The following is a 17,878-nucleotide window of genomic DNA, read 5'->3' as shown; positions in this document are numbered from 1 at the left end:
CATCCCTGCTGGCCCGCCGCTGCGGGGCGACTGATGCCGATATCTTGCGCGCCATTCGCGGCGAAGCGGGCAGCACCAGCCTCGAGCCCGCTCGCCCCGCCGTGGTCATCAAGGCGGACCGCGACATGCTGGCCGCCGGCGGTGCCGAGGCCCTGTTGGTCGCCGAGGCTGCACTGGAGGGCGACGCCGTCCTCAGTTTCGACCATGCAGACGCTCTGGCTCTCCATCAGCAGATCGACGAATGCCGCATCCTGATCGATATCGAGCGGCTTTATCTGCTGGCAGGCGATCAAACTGAATCCGCCCTGTCCCATTTGGTTGAAGCGTGGGCGCGCCTGACGCCGGTGCTGGATGCGACCAAACCGCGACTGTCCATCGGCCTATGCGGATTGGCCGACATGGGACTTCGTCAGGGTGTCACGCCTCTAGACGCGGTCGCGCCGATGGCGGCCACGGTTCGCCAAGCGGTGCTGAAGGCGTCGCGCGCCTTGGCCAAGCGTCTGGGCGGACACGAAGACGGCGAGCTGTATCACGCGGGCTTGCGCCTGTTCCTGCCACAGGGCGAAGCGGCGCTGCGCCTCGGTCATGGCCCGTTTGCTTTACGAGACCTGTTCGAGACCGCCGACGGCGAGACTGAGCCGCGCCTGCGCCCTGCGGTGGCCCATGCTCTGGCCCGACATGGCGTCGATCTGGATACCGCCGAGCGCCACATTCTAGGCTATCGCGCCCTGCCCCTCGACGGCCCTATCAGCCATAACAGCCTGCGCGATCTGGGCTTTACCGAGCTGGAGCTGGAAGGCATCGAGCGCGCCCTACCTGTGGTCACCTCACTGGATCAGGCGTTCCGTACGCCGGTTCTGGATGCCGGTTTCATCAGCGACGTACTGGATATCGAACTGACCGAGGACGAACCGCTACTGCCGCGTCTGGGCTTTGATGCCGAGGCCGTGACAGAGGTTGAGCGTCTGGTCTTCGGCCACGACGATCTGCGTGATCTGGACAGCGTGCCGGACATTCTGGCCGCTTGGCTGGGGATCGAGCCGCATACGCTGGAACAGCAATTGCTGGCCGTCCTTGATGGCTATAGCGACACGCCCGCCACCGTTACCCTAGCCCTGCCTTGGCATGCCAGTGTGCTGGACGCCGCCCGCGCCCTGTCGGATGCGGCCCGCGACGGTGTGCGCGCTGTGTCCCTGACCCGCGCCGAGCCTCCGGCCCACGCGCTGCCCGCCTTTGACGATGTGGCCGAACAGCCCGCCGTCGCGCCTGCGCCGCGCGCCGCCGAACCGGAAACCAAGGTGGTCGAGCGCGTGGTCGAGCGTGACCGCACCCGCCGCAAACTGCCGGATCGCCGCAAGGGCTATATCCAGAAGGCCGCCGTGGGCGGTCATAAGGTCTATATCCATACTGGGGAATACGAAGACGGCGAACTGGGCGAAATCTTTATCGACATGCACAAGGAAGGTGCCGCCTTCCGCAGTCTGATGAACAATTTCGCCATCGCCATCAGCATCGGCCTGCAATACGGCGTGCCGCTAGACGAGTTCGTCGACGCCTTCGTCTTCACCCGTTTCGAGCCTGCCGGTCGGGTGACGGGTAACGATTCCATCCGCTCGGCGACGTCCATACTCGACTACATCTTCCGCGAACTGGGTGTGTCCTATCTGGGCCGGTCGGAACTGGCCAATGCGCCCAGCGAAGGGGGCGACGGGCTGGACAGCCACGACGCGCCGGAAACTGTGCCCGCCGCAAAGTTCATCTCGCGCGGCTTTGCGCGCGGGGCCACGCCGGACAATCTGGTCGTCGTCCCTTTCGGCAAAAAGCCGGAGCGAACCGAGGCAACCACGCCGACCCATATGACGGCCTGTCCGTCATGCGGCGACTTCGCACTGCAAAACCGCGGCGGTGACTGGGTGTGCGATACCTGCGGCGTCGCTCCGCAAATGCAGGGCTAGGCTCGCCAAGGGCGGCACGGCGCTTGCCTGTTTCCTGAGGAAATCAGGAAGGCTGTGCCATGAAGATACGACCGTTACTGCTTGCTGTCGGCCTGTTGGCGGGCCTGTCCTCGAGCGCCCATGCGCAGAACCAAGGCCAGATCAGCGCGGTTAAACGCGGCCAGTCCTGCCCCGAATGCAATCTGTTTCAGGGCGATTTCACCGGACTGGAGCGTAGCGGGATCAATCTGTCCGGTGCGCGCCTGCGTCAGGCCAATCTGTCGCTCAGTGTGCTGAACGGCGCGCGTCTGAATGGCGCAGATTTGCGCGATGTCACCGCCTATGGCTCGGTCATGTCCCGCGCCGATTTGCGCGGTGCCAACCTTGGGCAGGCCAGCTTTGTCGGGGTCTATATGCAGGGCGCAAACTTGGCCGGAGCCCGGCTCGACGGGACCAATCTGTCGGGCTCGAACCTGTCGGGCGCGCGCGGCCTGACCCAGTCACAGTTGAACGACGCCTGCGGTGACGAGAGCACAGTTCTGCCATCAGGTCTGCACATTGCGACCTGTTAGGCACCCAAACTGTTACGGCGAATTAAGTGGGGTTTTACGGCCAAGAGTGTAATTCCCTAGCCTATGAACAAAGCTCGCAATCCCCTGCGCTTTTTGACTTCCGCTGCCGCAATCGCGGCGGGGGTTTGCGCCGTAGCGAGTTCCGCTCAGGCCGTAACACTGACGGTACAGGATCGCGATGTGGCGCGGGCTGTGTCTCTGGGCGGCAGTTGTACGCGTTGTGAGTTGTCCGGTCGTGACCTCAGCGGTGCCAGCTTTAGCGGAGCCAGCTTCCAGAACGCGACACTGATCGGTGCCAATCTGCGCGCTGCTGTGATGATGCGTTCCCGCTTTCAAGAGGCGCAGTTTGACGAAGCCGACCTGCGCGGGGCCACCATGCTGGGCTCAAACTTCGACAGCGCCACCTTCCGTCGGGCCAACCTCGCCGGGATCGTCGCCACCGGTTCCAATTTTGCAGATTCAGATATGCGCAATGCCGATCTGACGGGAGCAGAACTGGTCGGCTCGGTTTTCCGTGAAGCCGATTTGCGATCAAGCAATTTTTCGAATGCCAAGACCTTCGGTCTCAGCATGCAAAACGCTGATGGTCGCGCCGCCGACTTTCGTCAGGCCGAGCTCATGGGGGCTAATCTGTCCGAGGCGGATTTGCGCGGAGCCAACCTTTCCGGCGCAAACCTGACAGCGGCGCGTTTGGCCGATGCCGATCTGCGGCTGGCGAACATGGCGGGGGCCTCAATGCATCGCACCGATATTCGCGGTGCGGATATGCGGGTCGTCCGCGGACTGACGCAGGACATGATCGACCAAGCGTGCGGGAATGCCTCCACGCGCTTGCCGTCTAACCTGACAGTGCGGGTCTGCCGCGGTCGCGAATAAACTGCCACTCCCCTTCGGCACAAAAAAGGGCGGCCCTTGCAGGCCGCCCTTTTCACTTATCGGTCACCCGACGCTTAGACCGACTTCAGCGGCAGTTGCGTGCGGATCGACAGTTCCTTCAGCTGACGCTCCTCGACCTCGGCCGGAGCGTTCATCAGCAGGTCTTGGCCCTGCTGGTTCAGCGGGAAGGCGATGACTTCACGGATAGCCGTCTGATTGGCCAGCAGCATCACGATACGGTCGATGCCCGGAGCCAGACCCCCGTGCGGCGGTGCGCCGTAACGGAAGGCGGTCAGCATGCCACCGAACTGCTCTTCGACGACCGAGGCATCGTAACCAGCGATCTCGAAGGCCTTGAGCATGATCTCGGCCTTGTGGTTACGGATCGCGCCCGAGCACAGTTCATAGCCGTTGCAGACGATGTCGTACTGGTAGGCACGGATGGTGAGCGGGTCTTGGTTCTCGAGCGCCTCAAGGCCACCTTGCGGCATCGAGAACGGGTTGTGCGAGAAGTCGACGCGCTTTTCGTCCTCGTTCCACTCGAACATCGGGAAGTCGACAATCCAGCAGAATTTGAACTGGTTTTCGTCAACCAGCTTCAGTTCGGTGCCGACGCGGGTGCGGGCCAGACCGGCGAACTTGGCAAACACAGCCGGATCACCGGCGGTGAAGAAGGCGGCGTCGCCCTTGCCGAGACCCAACGAAGCCATCAGGGCTTCGGTCGGCTCTTGGCCGAGGTTCTTGGCGATCGGACCGCCCCATGCTTGCTGGTCGTCCGACCAGAAGATGTAGCCGAGGCCCGGCTGACCTTCGCCCTGCGCCCACGAGTTCATACGGTCGCAGAAGGCGCGCGAACCACCGGTCGGGGCCGGAATGGCCCAGACGGCATTCTTGGCGTCAGCGCCAAGGATCTTGGCGAACAGACCGAAGCCGCCGTCACGGAAGTGTTCCGAAACGTCCTGCATCTTGATCGGGTTACGCAGGTCCGGCTTGTCCGAGCCGTACCACTTCATCGACTGTTCGTAGGTCAGACGCTCGAAGCCCTTGTGCTCGATGGTCTGGCCGAAGTCGTTGGTGAAGCTGTGGGTCTGGTCGATCGGCGAGACCGGCTTGCCCTCGCCGAACTCCTCGAACAGGCCGTGCATCAGCGGTTCGATGGCTTGGAAGACGTCGTCCTGCGTGACGAAGCTCATTTCCACGTCGAGCTGATAGAATTCCAGCGAACGGTCAGCGCGCAGGTCCTCGTCGCGGAAGCACGGCGCGATCTGGAAGTAGCGGTCGAAGCCCGAAACCATCAGCAGCTGTTTGAACTGCTGCGGAGCCTGCGGCAGGGCGTAGAACTTGCCCGGGTGCATACGCGACGGCACGAGGAAGTCGCGTGCGCCTTCCGGCGACGAGGCCGTCAGGATCGGGGTCTGGTACTCGAGGAAGCCCTGGTTGACCATGCGCTGGCGGATCGAGTGGATCACCTTGGAGCGCAGCACGATATTCTTGTGCAGGGTCTCGCGACGCAGGTCGAGGAAGCGGTTCTTCAGGCGGATTTCTTCCGGATACTCCGGCTCGCCAAAGACCGGCAGCGGCAGCTCGGCCGCTTCCGACAGGATTTCGACGCCCTTGACGCGAACTTCGATCTCACCGGTCGGCAGGTTGGCGTTGACCGTACCTTCTTCACGCAGAACGACTTCACCGTCGATCTTGATGACGCTTTCGGCGCGCAGGCGTTCGACAGCTTCAAAGCCCGGGGTCTCCGGGTGCAGCACCAGCTGCGTCAGGCCATAGTGGTCGCGCAGGTCGATAAACAGCAGACCGCCGTGGTCGCGCTTGCGGTGGACCCAGCCCGACAGGCGGACGGCAGAGCCGGCATCAGAGGCGCGGAGCGCGCCGCAGGTATGGGAGCGGTAGGCGTGCATAGGAATCGATCAGACAGAATGGGCCGCGCGCGCGGCGGAAATTGAAGGGCGTAGGGCGCATTAATGCCCCCGAAAGTCAAGTTTCGAACGCGCTTTTACGCCCCCTACCCGCCCCTGTCTTTAGGCGTATGGCTGCCGCGTAACGATTCCGCCACCGCCCCTCGCCCAACACGGTGACGCCAGTTCTTCCCCGTTCGACCACAGGGGTGGTGTTTTTTCCCACAGGAGGTCTCCAGAACGCCCCACAGCAGACAGTTTGATCCACAAGGGGCGCGCTTCCGTCCACGATCCCAACAGCAGGCACCCCGCGACGATACCGTCACACCTTGGTATGGATTCGTCATGTCCGCAGATCGCGCTCATTTGGCCCAGATGCAGCTTCGCCTCCCGCTCAAGCAGGAGACGTCGCGCCGTGCTGCCGATCTGACGGTTTCAGAATCGAATGCCCTGGCGGCCCAGGCTTTAGAGGACTGGCCCTCAGAACCCGGCTCCATCATGGCGCTGCACGGCCCTGCCGGTTGCGGCAAATCGCACATGGCCGCCGCATGGGTAGAGCGCGTCGGTGCCATTGCCCTGCACGGCGAAGAGGCTGGCTGGTGTGACCCTCTGGAACTGGAGGGCCGCTGCATCCTTCTGGAAGAGGCCGAGGGCGCGGACGACGAAGCCCTGTTCCACCTGATCAATCTGACCCAATCAGGCGGCGGTGCCCTTTTGATGGTGTCGCGTGATCCGCCATCGGCGTGGATGACCCGTCTGCCGGACCTCAAGTCACGCCTGAACGCCATCCGCACCATTGCCGTCGAGGTGCCGGACGATGTGATTTTGGCCGCCATGCTGCGACGCGCCTTTGCCGCCCGCAACATCGTGCCGGGCGAAGGTGTGATCGACTATCTGGTGCGCCGCATCGACCGCTCGGCCCAGTCCGCCGAGATGATTGTCGACCGTCTGGACATGTACCACCGCCCAGTCACGCGCGTTTTGGCGCGTCAGGTCCTAGAGGGCGATTTTACCGCAGGACTTTCCTGATTTTTCAGGCGAAACGCGCTTGCAGACGTCACACTCGCGCGCGACTAATCGGTCATGACCGACTTTACCCCCACCACGACCAAGGCTGGCGACGTTGTTCCCTCGTCGCGCGCCCCGCAATTGGAGCTGGACGAAGGCCTGTTGGCCTCGCCCGAACGGTTCATCAATCGCGAGCTGTCGTGGCTGGCGTTTAACGGTCGCGTGCTGGAAGAAGCCGCCAACGAGGCACACCCTCTGTTGGAGCGGGTACGTTTTCTGTCGATCTCGGCCAATAACCTCGACGAATTCTTCATGACGCGCGTGGCGGGCCTGAAAGGTCAGGTGCGCGAACATGTTCGGGTGGTATCGCCTGATGGTCTGACCCCTGCCGAACAGTTGGAAAAGGTCAATGCCGCCGCGGGCAGCCTGATGGCCGAACAACAGCGCCAGTGGCGTGTGCTGCGCCGTCTGATGGCCCAGTCAGGCATCGAGATCGTTGATGCCAACAAGATCACCAAGACCGAGCGCGAACGGCTGGAACCTGAGTTCCTGAACCGCCTGTTTGCGGTTCTGACGCCGATGGCCATTGATCCGGCCCACCCCTTCCCCTTCCTGCCCAACCTCGGCTTTTCGCTGGCGCTGAAACTGCGCCGGAACAGCGACAACCGCGTGCTGTATGCGCTGGTGCCTGTGCCGACGCAGGTGCGCCGCTTCTGGGCCTTGCCGACCGACGGCCGCTCTACGCCGGGCAAGACGCGCTATGTGCCGCTGGAAGGCCTGCTGCTGACTTTCATCGATCACCTCTTCCCCGGCTGCGAAGTGCTGGAGCGCGGCCTGTTCCGTCTGATCCGCGACTCCGATATCGAAATCGAGGAAGAGGCCGAAGATCTGGTCATGGAGTTCGAGGAGGCGTTGAAACAGCGCCGCATGGGCTCTGTCGTCCGCATCAAGATTCAGGCGGAAATGCCTGATGATCTTCGAGAATTTATCGTTGGCGAGCTGAACGCACAGCCGCAGGATGTGGTCATCGTCGATGGCATGCTGGGCTTGGCCCAGCTGTCGGAGCTGATCCCCGCCGGCCATCCGGAACTCAAGTTCAAAGGCTATGAGCCGCGCTATCCCGAACGGGTGCGCGACAACGGCGGCGATGTCTTTGCAGCCATCCGTGAAAAGGACATGCTGATCCACCACCCGTTCGAGAGTTTCGATGTGGTGGTGCAGTTCCTGCGTCAGGCGGCGCGTGACCCGAACGTCATCGCCATCAAACAGACCCTGTACCGCACGTCCAAAGACAGCCCAATTGTCGCGGCCCTGATCGAGGCCGCCGAAAGCGGCAAGAACGTCACCGCCCTGATCGAGCTGAAGGCGCGTTTCGACGAGGAAGCCAACCTGCGCTGGGCCCGCCAGATGGAACGTGCGGGCGTGCATGTGGTGTTCGGCTTCGTCGAATACAAAACCCACGCCAAGCTGAGTGTGGTGGTACGCCGCGAGGGCGAAGCCCTGCGCACATACTGCCACTTTGGCACCGGCAACTATCACCCCGTCACCGCCAAGATTTATACCGACCTTAGCCTGTTCACGTGTGATCCGGCGCTGGGCCGCGATGCGACGCGGGTGTTCAACTACATCACCGGCTATGCCGCGCCCGATGAGCTGGAAGGTCTGGTCGTCTCGCCGCTAAATATGAAGGCCACCCTGCTAGAGCTTATCGGCAAGGAGATGTCGGCCGCCGCCATGGGCAAACCCGCCGCCATCTGGGCCAAGATGAACTCGGTCGTCGATCCCGAGATTATCGACGCCATGTACCGCGCCAGCCAGTGGGGCGTGCGTATCGAACTGGTGGTGCGCGGCATCTGCTGCCTGCGTCCGGGCGTAAAGGGGCTGTCGGAAAATATCCGCGTCAAATCCATCGTCGGGCGCTTTCTGGAGCACAGCCGTATCGTGGCCTTTGCTAACGGCCACGACCTGCCCAGCAACAAGGCCAAGCTGTTCATTTCCTCGGCGGACTGGATGCCGCGCAATCTGGAACGCCGCGTCGAGCTTTTGACCCCGATCCACAACCCGACGGTTCACGATCAGGTTCTGGACCAGATCATGGTCGCCAATCTGAAGGACGATGTGCAGTCGTGGACCCTGAATTCGGATGGCAGTTACAGCCGCGTTCCGGCATCATCGACGGAACGACCCTTCTCGGCGCATAAATACTTCATGACCAATCCCAGCCTCTCCGGCCGTGGCCGCAAGGTGAAGACCCTGCCTGCCACCCTGTCCTACGGCGGCTCGCGCGGCTCCAAGGCATAGTCATGCCGGAGATCGAGTACCCTTCGCGTCAGATCGCTGTCATCGACATTGGCTCCAACTCGGTTCGTCTGGTGCTGTACCGGCTGGAAGGCCGTGCGGTTTGGACCATGTTCAACGAAAAGGTTCTGGCCGGTCTGGGGCGCGACATTGCAGTCACCGGCAAGCTGTACGAGCCGGGCGTGGACATGGCTATGGTGGCGCTGCGCCGCTTTGCCGCCGTCATCGACGGTGTCCAGCCCGATCAGGTGCTGACCGCAGCGACCGCCGCAGTGCGCGAAGCCTCGGATGGACCGGAGTTCTGTCGCCGCGTGCAGGAAGAGACCGGCCTGACCATCCGCGTGCTGAGCGGAGAGGAAGAAGCCCGCTATGCCGCCATGGGCGTGCTGTCCGGCGCGCCCCGGTCCAGTGGTGTTGTTGGCGATCTGGGCGGAGCCAGTCTGGAGCTGAACCGTCTGGGGGCGTCCGGGCCCGGTATCACCCTGCCGCTAGGGCCCTTCGTGCTTTCCGGTGGCAAGGCATTTGACGCCAAGCGCGTCCAGTCTCGCATCGCCAGGGTATTGGCCGACGTGCCGGACAGCTATCGCACGCCTGTTTTCAACGCTGTCGGCGGCGCATGGCGTACGCTGGCGCAGATGCATATGGAGCGGATAGACCACCCTCTGCGCATCGTGCACCAATATGCGATCACCGCTGATGAAGCCCGCGATCTGGCCGAATGGGTCGCCTCCCAATCGCGTCAAGCGCTGGAAAAACTGCCTGGCGTGTCCAAGCGCCGTGCCGAGACCTTGCCGTATGCAGCCCTCAACCTGACGGGCCTGATCGACCGTTTGGGCATTGAAACCGTGCACTTCTCGGCATGGGGCGTGCGCGAAGGCCTGCTACATAACCAGCTGGATGCCAAGGTCCGCACCATTGATCCACTGCTGGCCGGTTGCTCCGCATGGGGTGGGCGTCAGGGCGTTGATCCAGCCCTGCCGCGCGCTCTGGACGGCTGGCTGCAACCCATCGCATCGGCCCTGCCCGAAGTGTTCGGTGAAGAGCGTGATGCCCTGCTGACGTCTTCGGTCTGCCGTCTGGCCGATATCGGCGCGCGCCTGCACCCTGACCACCGGCCCGAACTGGTGTTCGATCAGGTGCTGTGGGCCCCTATTGCGGGCCAGACCCACTCTGAACGCGCCTTCCTCGCCGTCGCTATGAACGCCCGATATGGCGGCTCGATCGAAACCCCCGCCCCCGACACCATCCAGCGCCTGCTGTCGCCGGTTGGCCAGAAACGCGCCCGCGCATTGGGACTGGCCATGAGGTTGGCCTGCGACCTGTCCGGTCGCTCGCCCCAACTTTTGGCCAATGCCGCCATTTCCATCAGCAAGTCGCAGATGCGCGTCACCGCCGTGAAGGGCTATGGCTCCATGCTGCTGGGCAGCCAGACCAAACGCCGCGCCAAGGCTCTGGCCGATTCTATGGATCTGGAACTGGTCGAGTTCTAACCCGCCAACAAAAAGGGACCGGAGCCACTTCAGCTCCGGTCCCTTTTTTGTACGCCCTGAAACCGATCAGTCTTCGATTTCTACGATCTCCACGCGCGGGCCATTCAGCACCAGGGCGATTTCGCCGCGCTTCAGCTTGATCGCGTCGTCACCGAACATTTTGCGGCGCCAGCCCTTCATGGCCTCGACGTCGGCATCATCCGACAGCGCGATTTTCTCAAGGTCCGACACGGTGGCGATCAGCTTGGAGGCCACGCCCTCGTTGTCGCTCTTGGCCTTCAGCAGCACCTTCAGCAGTTCCACCACCGACGGCGGCGCCGGCTGGTTTGCGCTCGGGCGCTCCAGCTTCGGTGCGTGGGCTTCCGGATCAGCCAGTACGCGCTTCAGCTCGGCGGCCAGTTCCAGACCCATACGCGAGGCACCAAAGCCCTTGGGTACCGAACGCAGACGGTTGAAGGCATCCGGATCGGTCGGCTGCTGGACGGCGATCTCGTCGATGCCCTCGTCCTTCAGGATGCGGCCGCGCGGTTGGTCACGTTCCTGTGCCGCACGTTCACGCCACACGGCAGTCGCCACAAAGGCCGCCAGATATTTGGCGTTGAACTTCTTGGGCTTCAGACGCTTCCACGCGTTTTCAGGCGTAGTGTCATACAGCGCCGGATCGGTCAGGGCGTCCATCTCGCCCATCACCCAATCCAGACGACCTTCCTTGTTCAGGCGGTCACGCAGCTTGGGGTACAGGGCCGCAAGGTGGGTCACGTCGCCCAGAGCATAGGTCAGCTGGGCATCCGACAGCGGGCGGCGTGCCCAGTCGGTGAAACGGCTGCCCTTGTCCAGTTCCTGACGCAGCATCTGGCGCACCAGAGCCTCATAGGAGACCTGATCGCCAAAACCCGCGGCCATGGCCGCCACCTGCGTGTCGAACAGCGGACGGGGCATCGCGCCCAGACGGTTGAAGATCTCGACGTCCTGACGGGCGGCGTGGAAAACCTTGAGAATCGATTCGTCGCGCAGGATCGCCAGGAAAGGCTCCAGATCGAGACCCTCGGCCAGAGGGTCGATGATCGCGGCATCGGTCGGGGACGCAGCGGCCTGAATCAGGCACAGCTTGGGCCAATAGGTCGTTTCCCGCATAAATTCCGTGTCTACGGTAATAAACGGGGCCTTGGCCAAGCGATCGCAAAAAGCAATCAGTGCGTCATTGGTGGTGATTGGCGTCATTCTGGTGCTATAGCCCCGCACGACAGCGATGTGGCAAGAGGCCTCATCACTTTTTTGTCCCTGTTTTTGAGCCGTGACCGATGAGCGACACCTCCGAAGCCCCCAAAACCGGCCTGACCTATGCCTCTGCGGGCGTAGATATCGACGCAGGTGAGCGTCTGGTCGACGCCATCAAACCGCTGGCCAAGTCCACGCGCCGCCCCGGTGCAGAGGCTTCGCTGGGCGGCTTTGGTGCCCTGTTCGACCTTAAGGCCGCCGGTTTCAACGATCCGCTGATCGTTTCGACCACCGACGGCGTCGGCACCAAGTTGAAGATTGCCATCGAAACCGGCATGCATGACGGCGTCGGCATCGATCTGGTCGCCATGTGCGTCAACGACCTGCTGGCCCAAGGCGCTGAGCCGCTAATGTTCCTCGACTACTATGCCACCGGCAAGCTGGACGTGGACGCCGCCAAGCGCGTCGTCGCCGGTATCGCCGAGGGCTGCCGTCAGTCGGGTTCGGCACTGGTGGGCGGCGAGACCGCCGAAATGCCGGGCATGTACGAAGGTTCGGACTATGACCTCGCCGGTTTCTCGATCGGTGCGGTCGAGCGCGGTCAGGTTCTGCCCTATCTGGACCAGCAAAAGGCCGGTGACGTCATCATCGGCATCGGCTCGTCGGGTCCGCACTCGAACGGCTATTCGCTGGTGCGCAAGGTGGTCGAGAAGTCGGGTCTGGGCTGGGACGGTGCTGCGCCGTTCGCTGAAGGCAAGACGCTGGCCGAGGCCCTAATGGAGCCGACCCGCATCTATGTGAAGTCGGTCCTGCCGCTGATGAAGGCCGGTCTGGTCAAGGCCGGTGCCCACATCACGGGCGGTGGCCTGATCGAAAACCCGCCGCGCTGCATCGTCGAGGGCCTGAAGGCCGAGTTCGACTGGAACGCATGGGAACTGCCGCCGGTGTTCCAATGGCTGCAAGAAGCGGGCGAGATCGAAACCCACGAAATGCACCGTACGTTCAACTGCGGCGTGGGCTTCATTCTGATCGCCTCGCCGGAGAACGCCGAGCCGATCTTGGCCGCCCTGCTGAACGCTGGCGAAGAAGCCTTCATCTGCGGCCAGCTGGTCGAAGCCTAAGGTTTCTCTGTCCCGCTAAAGAAACAGGCCCCGCAGATCGCTCTGCGGGGCCTTTTCTATCAGCGCAGTCCGCCGTTAGAGGTCTCGTCGTAATAGGCCGCCATGTCGCGGTACAGTTTCTCCAGCGGCTCGCGGCTGGTGTACATCATGTGGCCGGCTTCATAGTAGGTGAACTGGACGTTGTTCCGCAGGTGCGGCTCCAGCATCATCTGGGCGAGGTCGTATTCCGTCGAGAAGAACGGCGTAGCGGCATCGTAATAGCCGTTCAGCGCCAAGACCTTCACGTGCGGATTGCGACGGATCACAGCGGCCAGATCGACAGCTGTATTCGGCGTGGTCTGAACCCCGCCCAGCGGCGAACGGTGCGACCAGTCCCAGTTAAAGCCCGGCAGGCCGCGCGCTGACTGGCGATAGTCCAGATCGGTCTCATACTTGAGCGTGCTGGCGATATAGTCGCGGAACACACCGAAATAGTGGCCGGTGATGGCGCTGGACGACGGATCTTCTTCCGGCGAGCCTGTCACATGGCTGTAGTCGAGGCCGGTGTAGCGGCTATCCAGACGGCCCACGGTCTGGCGACGGTCACGCAGCAGTTCCTTGCGGAACGGGCTGAGTTCGACACGCAGGTTGGCCTGTTCAATGAACTCCGGCGACAGACCGACCAGTTGGCTCATCTCGCGGGCCACAGCCGCGCGCTCCTGATCCGAGATCAGATGGCCCTTGTTCAGGGCTGAATAGTACGGGCCAATCGCGAACTGGCGGGCACGCTCGACGTGCTGTTCTAGCGTGACGCCCTCGCGGTTCACGGCATTGTGGTACCACGCCGTGGCCGCATAGGTCGGCAGCAGGGTGACGAAGTTCTGCGGATAACCGGCCTGACGTACGCCATAGTTCATGATCGACGACAGGAGGATCACGCCGTTCAGCGACATGCCACGGTTTTCCAGCTGATAGGACAGCGCGCCTGCGCGCAACGTGCCATAGCTTTCACCCAGAATGAATTTCGGGCTGGACCAGCGGTTGAACTTGGTGGTGTAGCGCAAGATGGCGCGGGCAAAGGTGTCCACGTCCTGATCGACACCCCAGTGCGCCGAACCCGGCGTGTCACCCAGCGGACGCGAATAGCCGGCCCCCACCATGTCGATGAAGACCAGATCGGTCTTGTCCAGCAGGGTCATGTCGTTCGGACCCATCCGGAACGGGGCCGGACGCTCGACCACCGGATCGTCGGTCAGCACGCGCACCGGACCGAAGGCCCCCATGTGCAGCCAGATGGACGGAGAGCCCGGACCACCGTTGAACATATAGGTGATCGGACGCGAGCCCAGCGGCTGGCCGTCCAGCGTATAGGCCACATAGAACAGGCTGGCCGTCGGCATGCCGCCGTCGTTGCGCACCGTCAGCGTGCCCGCCGTCGCCTTATAGTTCAGACGCTTGCCGTGGGCGGTGATGGAATGGCTGGTTGTCACCTCGCGCTCTTCGGCGCTGGCACGGGCCCAGTTCTTTTCAATGTCTTCGGCCACCGCATTGCGGTTGCGCTCGGCCGCAGAGCGGCCCCCTTCCTGTGCCTGAGCCGTGAAAGGCGCAGCCAGCAGGGTTGCCGCAACAGCGGCCACGATCAGTTGACGCATGGTACTCCCCCTCGAAATCAACTGGGCGGGAGCGTAATCACGGTCAAAGCTTCACCGCAACCACCAAAGTTCGGTGAAATGTTTCGGCAGATTCAGATGACGGTTGAACCGGGATCGGCAAAAACCTTTCGCATCAGGCTCGCCCCTCTTGCGTTTGCGGGCGGCGCGCTTCATGGGTCCGCCGAACACCCGTCTTTCGCCGAGTTCCGATGACCACCGCCTCCAAGACGCGCATTGCCGTACTGATTTCCGGCTCGGGCACCAATATGGTGTCGCTGGTCAAGGCCGGACAGCAGGCAGATTGCCCGTATGAAGTGGTGCTGGTGCTTTCGAACATCGAAGGGGCCGCCGGTCTGGAGAAGGCCCGCGAACTTGGCGTCGAGGCCGTCGCCCTGCCCCACCGCCCTTATGGCAAGGACCGTCAGTCCCACGAACAGGCCGTGGACGAGGTACTGCGCCAGCATGATGTGAAGCTGGTGGTGCTGGCGGGCTATATGCGCATCCTGACACCGTGGCTGGTTCAGGCATGGAAAGGCCGGATGCTGAACATCCACCCGTCGCTGCTGCCGCTCTATCCGGGTCTGGACACCCACGCCCGCGCGCTGGCCGCAGGCGATGCCGAGGCGGGCTGTACCGTGCACATCGTCACCGAGGGCATGGATGAGGGTCCAATCCTTGGACAGGCCCGCGTGCCGATTCTGAGTGGCGATACGCCGGATATCCTCGCCGAAAGGGTCAAGGCGGCAGAACACACCCTGTATCCGCAGGTTGTCGCGGAATTTGTGACTAAAGCGGAAGCTTAACAAGATTTAACGCTTGCCGTCGGCCGTTGTGGTGCAAAAACTTGTCCGTATTCATGCGGTCAGGCCGTCAGGCCGTGCCGCAGGCAGTAAAGGACTCCCCCATGAAGAAGCACCTGATGTGCGCCGTCGCCCTGTCGGCCTGTATCGCTGCTCCCTGCGCCGCCCATGCGCAATCGGCCCACTTCCAACCCTGGGGCTTCGACCTCGACGGCCGTGACACGAGCGTCCGCGCGGGCGACGACTTCAACGCCCACGCCAATGGCAAATATCTGGAAAGCGTCGAAATCCCTGCGGACAAGACCCGCTACGGCCCGTTCGACGTGCTTTATGAAAATGCCCAGGGCCAGCTGCGTGCCATCATCGAAGAGGCGGCCGCCAATCCGACCACGGACAACGCCCGCAAGGTCGGTGCCCTGTACGCCAGCTTCATGAACGAGGCCGTGCTGGAACAACTGGGTGCCCAACCGATGGCCAAGGATCTGGCGGAGGTTCGCGCCGCCGCCAGCCACGCCGACATCGCCCGCCTGATGGGGACCTCCAAGACCCGCTTCGGCAGCAGCATCTTCGGCCTCGACGTCATGGAGGACATGAAGAACTCGTCGGTGAACTCGCTGTATGTCGGTATCGGGGCTCTGGGCCTGCCGGAACGCGAATACTACCGCGCCGACAATTTCGCCGCCCAGCGCGAGGCCTACCAAGCCTATGTCGAGCGCATGCTGACGCTGATCGGCTGGGACAACCCGACCAAGGCCGCCGCCGACATTCTGGCCTTCGAGACCCAAATCGCCGAGCAGCACTGGCCGATCGCCGAGCGTCGCCAGTTCGACAAGCTGTACAACCCGATCGCCGCAGCAGACCTGAACACCTATGCGCCGGGCTTTGACTGGACCGCCATGCTTGACGCCGCTCAGGTCGGCGATGTGCAGCAGATCGTCATGATGGAAAACACCGCCCTGCCCGGCATGGCCAAGGTGTTTGGTGAAACCGATCTGGAGACGCTTAAGGCATGGCAGGCGTTCAACATCGCCGACGGTGCCGCCCCCTATCTGTCGAAACAGTTCGTCGATGCCCGCTTCGAGTTCCGCAACAAGACCCTGCGTGGTCAACCCGAGAACCGTCCGCGCTGGAACCGTGGCGTGGCTCTGGTCGACAGCTCGCTGGCCGAAGTGCTGGGTCAGGAATACGTCGCCCGCCACTTCCCGGCTGAGTCCAAGGCCAAGATGGAAGAGCTGGTCGGCAATCTGATCGCAGAAATGCGCGACCGCCTGTCCAATCTGGAATGGATGACACCGGCGACCCGCACCGAGGCTTTGGCCAAGTTGGAAAGCTTCCGTCCCAAGATCGGCTATCCGACCAAATGGCGCTCTTATGACGGTCTCGAGGTCAAGGCCGAGGACCTGTACGGCAATCTGGAGCGCATCGCGGCCTTTGACTGGGACTATACCCGCGCCAAGATCGGCCAGCCGGTTGATCTGGAAGAATGGGGCATGTCGCCACAAACGGTGAACGCCTATTATCATCCGCTGCGCAACGAGATCGTCTTCCCCGCTGCCATCCTGCAACCGCCCTTCTTCGATCCGAATGCTGATCCGGCAGTGAACTATGGCGGTATCGGTGCGGTCATCGGCCACGAGATCATGCATGGTTTCGACGACCAAGGCCGCAAGACCGACGCCAAGGGTCAGCTGCGTGACTGGTGGACCGCCGAAGACGCCGCGCGCTTCGAGGCTGAGGCCAAGAAACTGGGTGCCCTCTATGCCGCCCAGCAGCCGCTGGAAGGCATCGCCATCAATCCGGAACTGACGATGGGCGAGAACATCGCCGATCTGGGCGGTCTGGTGCTGGCGCATGCCGCCTATAACCGCAGCCTGAACGGTCAGCCCGCTCCGGTGCTGGACGGCGTGACTGGCGATCAGCGCGTCTTCTACGGCTGGGCGCAGGTGTGGCGTGACAAGATTCGCGACGAGACCCTGCGCGAATATCTGGCCACCGATCCGCACTCGCCGGGTTCGGCCCGCGCCGCCACCCCACCGCGTAACATCGACGCCTGGTACGAGGCCTTTGGCATCACGCCGGATCAGAAGCAGTACCTGAAACCGGAAGATCGAGTCCGTATCTGGTAAATGAATGGCCCGCAGACTTCGGTCTGCGGGCTTTTTTACATCCTGCTTGCAATGGCCAGTCTCGCCACCATTTATTGTCACCATTAGAGACAAAAAGGTGTTCAATGCATAACGAGCGGGATAATTTCCCTGATGTGAGCGACGAAGAACTCTCAAAGACGATTAAAGACCTAGAGGAAAAGCTTGGCCACTTTCCAGAACTAGAAAATGATTTACGTGCCTCCTTGGAGGAACGAAAGAAAGAGTTGCTCAACCGAGATCGGCGAAGAAAGTCTTGGAAACAGTAACAAAAAGGCCCCGCCGGTACATGCCAGCGGGGCCTTTTCAAATCGCGTTGTCACCTGAGATCAGGCGACATCACCATTAGCCAACGATGTCGGCGTCGGTGAAGAACTGCTCGATCTCGATCTTGGCGTTTTCCAGCGAGTCCGAACCGTGGACCGAGTTTTCACCGATCGACAGGGCGAACTGCTTGCGGATGGTGCCTTCAGCAGCTTGTTCCGGGTTGGTGGCGCCCATGACTTCGCGGTACTTGGCGACGGCGTTTTCGCCTTCCAGCACTTGGACCACGACCGGCTCGGCGATCATTTGCGAAACCAGCTCGCCGTAGAACGGACGCTCGGCGTGAACTTCGTAGAACTTCTTGGCTTGGGCTTCGGTCAGCTTGATGCGACGTTGGCCGACGATGCGCAGGCCAGCGCCCTCGATCACAGCGTTGATGGCGCCGGTCAGGTTGCGACGGGTGGCGTCCGGCTTGATGATCGAGAAAGTACGTTCGGTCATGGTGGTGACTTCTTGTGTTTGGAAAGAAAGGGTCGCGGGCTTATAGCGTTCTGCTTCGTCCTTTCCAACCTCAACGATTTCGCGCCGCATTCCTCCCCTGTGGACCGCCGCGTG

Annotated in this window: 13 protein-coding genes; 9 read left to right on the top strand and 4 right to left on the bottom strand. The window is 62.4% G+C overall.

Annotation, left to right across the window (positions count from 1 at the left end; translation table 11 throughout):
* From B3B04_RS08255 to B3B04_RS08245, 3 genes are all read left to right on the top strand, one after another.
* Window positions 1-1,955: TSCPD domain-containing protein (locus B3B04_RS08255; RefSeq protein ID WP_292041809.1), on the top strand; the 1,955-nt coding region annotated here is incomplete at its 5' end.
* Window positions 1,956-2,014: 59 nt separating this feature from the next.
* The gene (locus B3B04_RS08250; RefSeq protein WP_292041807.1) at window positions 2,015-2,506 is read left to right on the top strand and encodes a pentapeptide repeat-containing protein; all 492 of its coding nucleotides are present in this window, start codon (window positions 2,015-2,017) and stop codon (window positions 2,504-2,506) included.
* Between the two features lie 63 nt (window positions 2,507-2,569).
* Window positions 2,570-3,382, top strand: a complete 813-nt coding sequence (locus B3B04_RS08245; protein ID WP_292041804.1) for a pentapeptide repeat-containing protein — start codon at window positions 2,570-2,572, stop codon at window positions 3,380-3,382.
* 74 nt (window positions 3,383-3,456) lie between these two features.
* Here B3B04_RS08245 and aspS read toward each other — a convergent pair whose 3' ends face one another.
* Window positions 3,457-5,292 (bottom strand): aspartate--tRNA ligase, encoded by a 1,836-nt coding sequence (aspS, locus tag B3B04_RS08240; RefSeq protein WP_292041802.1) that lies wholly within the window; start codon window positions 5,290-5,292, stop codon window positions 3,457-3,459.
* A gap of 342 nt (window positions 5,293-5,634) precedes the next feature.
* Here aspS and B3B04_RS08235 point away from each other — a divergent pair, with 342 nt between their 5' ends.
* From B3B04_RS08235 to B3B04_RS08225, 3 genes are read left to right on the top strand one after another with little or no spacing between them, the layout of a single operon-like run.
* Window positions 5,635-6,318, top strand: a complete 684-nt coding sequence (locus tag B3B04_RS08235; RefSeq protein ID WP_292041800.1) for a DnaA ATPase domain-containing protein — start codon at window positions 5,635-5,637, stop codon at window positions 6,316-6,318.
* 54 nt (window positions 6,319-6,372) lie between these two features.
* Window positions 6,373-8,598: an RNA degradosome polyphosphate kinase gene (locus B3B04_RS08230; RefSeq protein WP_292041797.1), complete on the top strand. Its 2,226-nt coding sequence runs from the start codon at window positions 6,373-6,375 to the stop codon at window positions 8,596-8,598.
* Window positions 8,599-8,600: 2 nt separating this feature from the next.
* Entirely contained in the window at window positions 8,601-10,085 is a 1,485-nt protein-coding gene (locus B3B04_RS08225) for a Ppx/GppA phosphatase family protein (RefSeq protein ID WP_292041795.1), read from the top strand.
* A 66-nt stretch (window positions 10,086-10,151) separates the two neighbouring features.
* Here the strand turns inward: B3B04_RS08225 and rnd are convergent, their stop codons facing one another.
* Window positions 10,152-11,306 (bottom strand): ribonuclease D, encoded by a 1,155-nt coding sequence (rnd, locus tag B3B04_RS08220; RefSeq protein WP_292041794.1) that lies wholly within the window; start codon window positions 11,304-11,306, stop codon window positions 10,152-10,154.
* A gap of 80 nt (window positions 11,307-11,386) precedes the next feature.
* On the opposite strand from rnd, the gene purM reads away from it, so the two are divergent.
* On the top strand, window positions 11,387-12,424 hold the full coding sequence (gene purM / locus B3B04_RS08215) for a phosphoribosylformylglycinamidine cyclo-ligase (protein WP_292041792.1): 1,038 nt from the start codon (window positions 11,387-11,389) through the stop codon (window positions 12,422-12,424).
* 59 nt (window positions 12,425-12,483) lie between these two features.
* Here the strand turns inward: purM and B3B04_RS08210 are convergent, their stop codons facing one another.
* Window positions 12,484-14,055: a S10 family peptidase gene (locus B3B04_RS08210; RefSeq protein WP_292041790.1), complete on the bottom strand. Its 1,572-nt coding sequence runs from the start codon at window positions 14,053-14,055 to the stop codon at window positions 12,484-12,486.
* Between the two features lie 209 nt (window positions 14,056-14,264).
* Here B3B04_RS08210 and purN point away from each other — a divergent pair, with 209 nt between their 5' ends.
* Both purN and B3B04_RS08200 read left to right on the top strand, forming a co-directional pair.
* Window positions 14,265-14,858, top strand: a complete 594-nt coding sequence (gene purN, locus B3B04_RS08205) for a phosphoribosylglycinamide formyltransferase (RefSeq protein ID WP_292041788.1) — start codon at window positions 14,265-14,267, stop codon at window positions 14,856-14,858.
* A 101-nt stretch (window positions 14,859-14,959) separates the two neighbouring features.
* Window positions 14,960-16,981 (top strand): M13 family metallopeptidase, encoded by a 2,022-nt coding sequence (locus B3B04_RS08200; RefSeq protein ID WP_292041785.1) that lies wholly within the window; start codon window positions 14,960-14,962, stop codon window positions 16,979-16,981.
* A gap of 363 nt (window positions 16,982-17,344) precedes the next feature.
* Here B3B04_RS08200 and ndk read toward each other — a convergent pair whose 3' ends face one another.
* A complete protein-coding gene (ndk, locus tag B3B04_RS08195) occupies window positions 17,345-17,764 on the bottom strand; it encodes a nucleoside-diphosphate kinase (RefSeq protein ID WP_292041782.1) in 420 nt (139 codons plus the stop codon).
* Window positions 17,765-17,878 lie beyond the last annotated feature (114 nt).

Origin of the sequence: Brevundimonas sp. UBA5713 (genome assembly GCF_002419815.1) — a bacterium.
In the GTDB taxonomy this organism is placed as follows: domain Bacteria; phylum Pseudomonadota; class Alphaproteobacteria; order Caulobacterales; family Caulobacteraceae; genus Brevundimonas.
This window is presented reverse-complemented; position numbering and strand designations above follow the sequence as displayed.

Excerpts from the sequence above, each read along its gene's own strand:
- B3B04_RS08250 (WP_292041807.1), top strand. The coding sequence starts at position 2,015 with ATGAAGATACGACCGTTACTGCTTGCTGTCGGCCTGTTGGCGGGCCTG.
- B3B04_RS08245 (WP_292041804.1), top strand. The coding sequence starts at position 2,570 with ATGAACAAAGCTCGCAATCCCCTGCGCTTTTTGACTTCCGCTGCCGCA.
- aspS (WP_292041802.1), bottom strand. The coding sequence starts at position 5,292 with ATGCACGCCTACCGCTCCCATACCTGCGGCGCGCTCCGCGCCTCTGAT.
- B3B04_RS08235 (WP_292041800.1), top strand. The coding sequence starts at position 5,635 with ATGTCCGCAGATCGCGCTCATTTGGCCCAGATGCAGCTTCGCCTCCCG.
- B3B04_RS08230 (WP_292041797.1), top strand. The coding sequence starts at position 6,373 with ATGACCGACTTTACCCCCACCACGACCAAGGCTGGCGACGTTGTTCCC.
- B3B04_RS08225 (WP_292041795.1), top strand. The coding sequence starts at position 8,601 with ATGCCGGAGATCGAGTACCCTTCGCGTCAGATCGCTGTCATCGACATT.
- rnd (WP_292041794.1), bottom strand. The coding sequence starts at position 11,306 with ATGACGCCAATCACCACCAATGACGCACTGATTGCTTTTTGCGATCGC.
- purM (WP_292041792.1), top strand. The coding sequence starts at position 11,387 with ATGAGCGACACCTCCGAAGCCCCCAAAACCGGCCTGACCTATGCCTCT.
- B3B04_RS08210 (WP_292041790.1), bottom strand. The coding sequence starts at position 14,055 with ATGCGTCAACTGATCGTGGCCGCTGTTGCGGCAACCCTGCTGGCTGCG.
- purN (WP_292041788.1), top strand. The coding sequence starts at position 14,265 with ATGACCACCGCCTCCAAGACGCGCATTGCCGTACTGATTTCCGGCTCG.
- B3B04_RS08200 (WP_292041785.1), top strand. The coding sequence starts at position 14,960 with ATGAAGAAGCACCTGATGTGCGCCGTCGCCCTGTCGGCCTGTATCGCT.
- ndk (WP_292041782.1), bottom strand. The coding sequence starts at position 17,764 with ATGACCGAACGTACTTTCTCGATCATCAAGCCGGACGCCACCCGTCGC.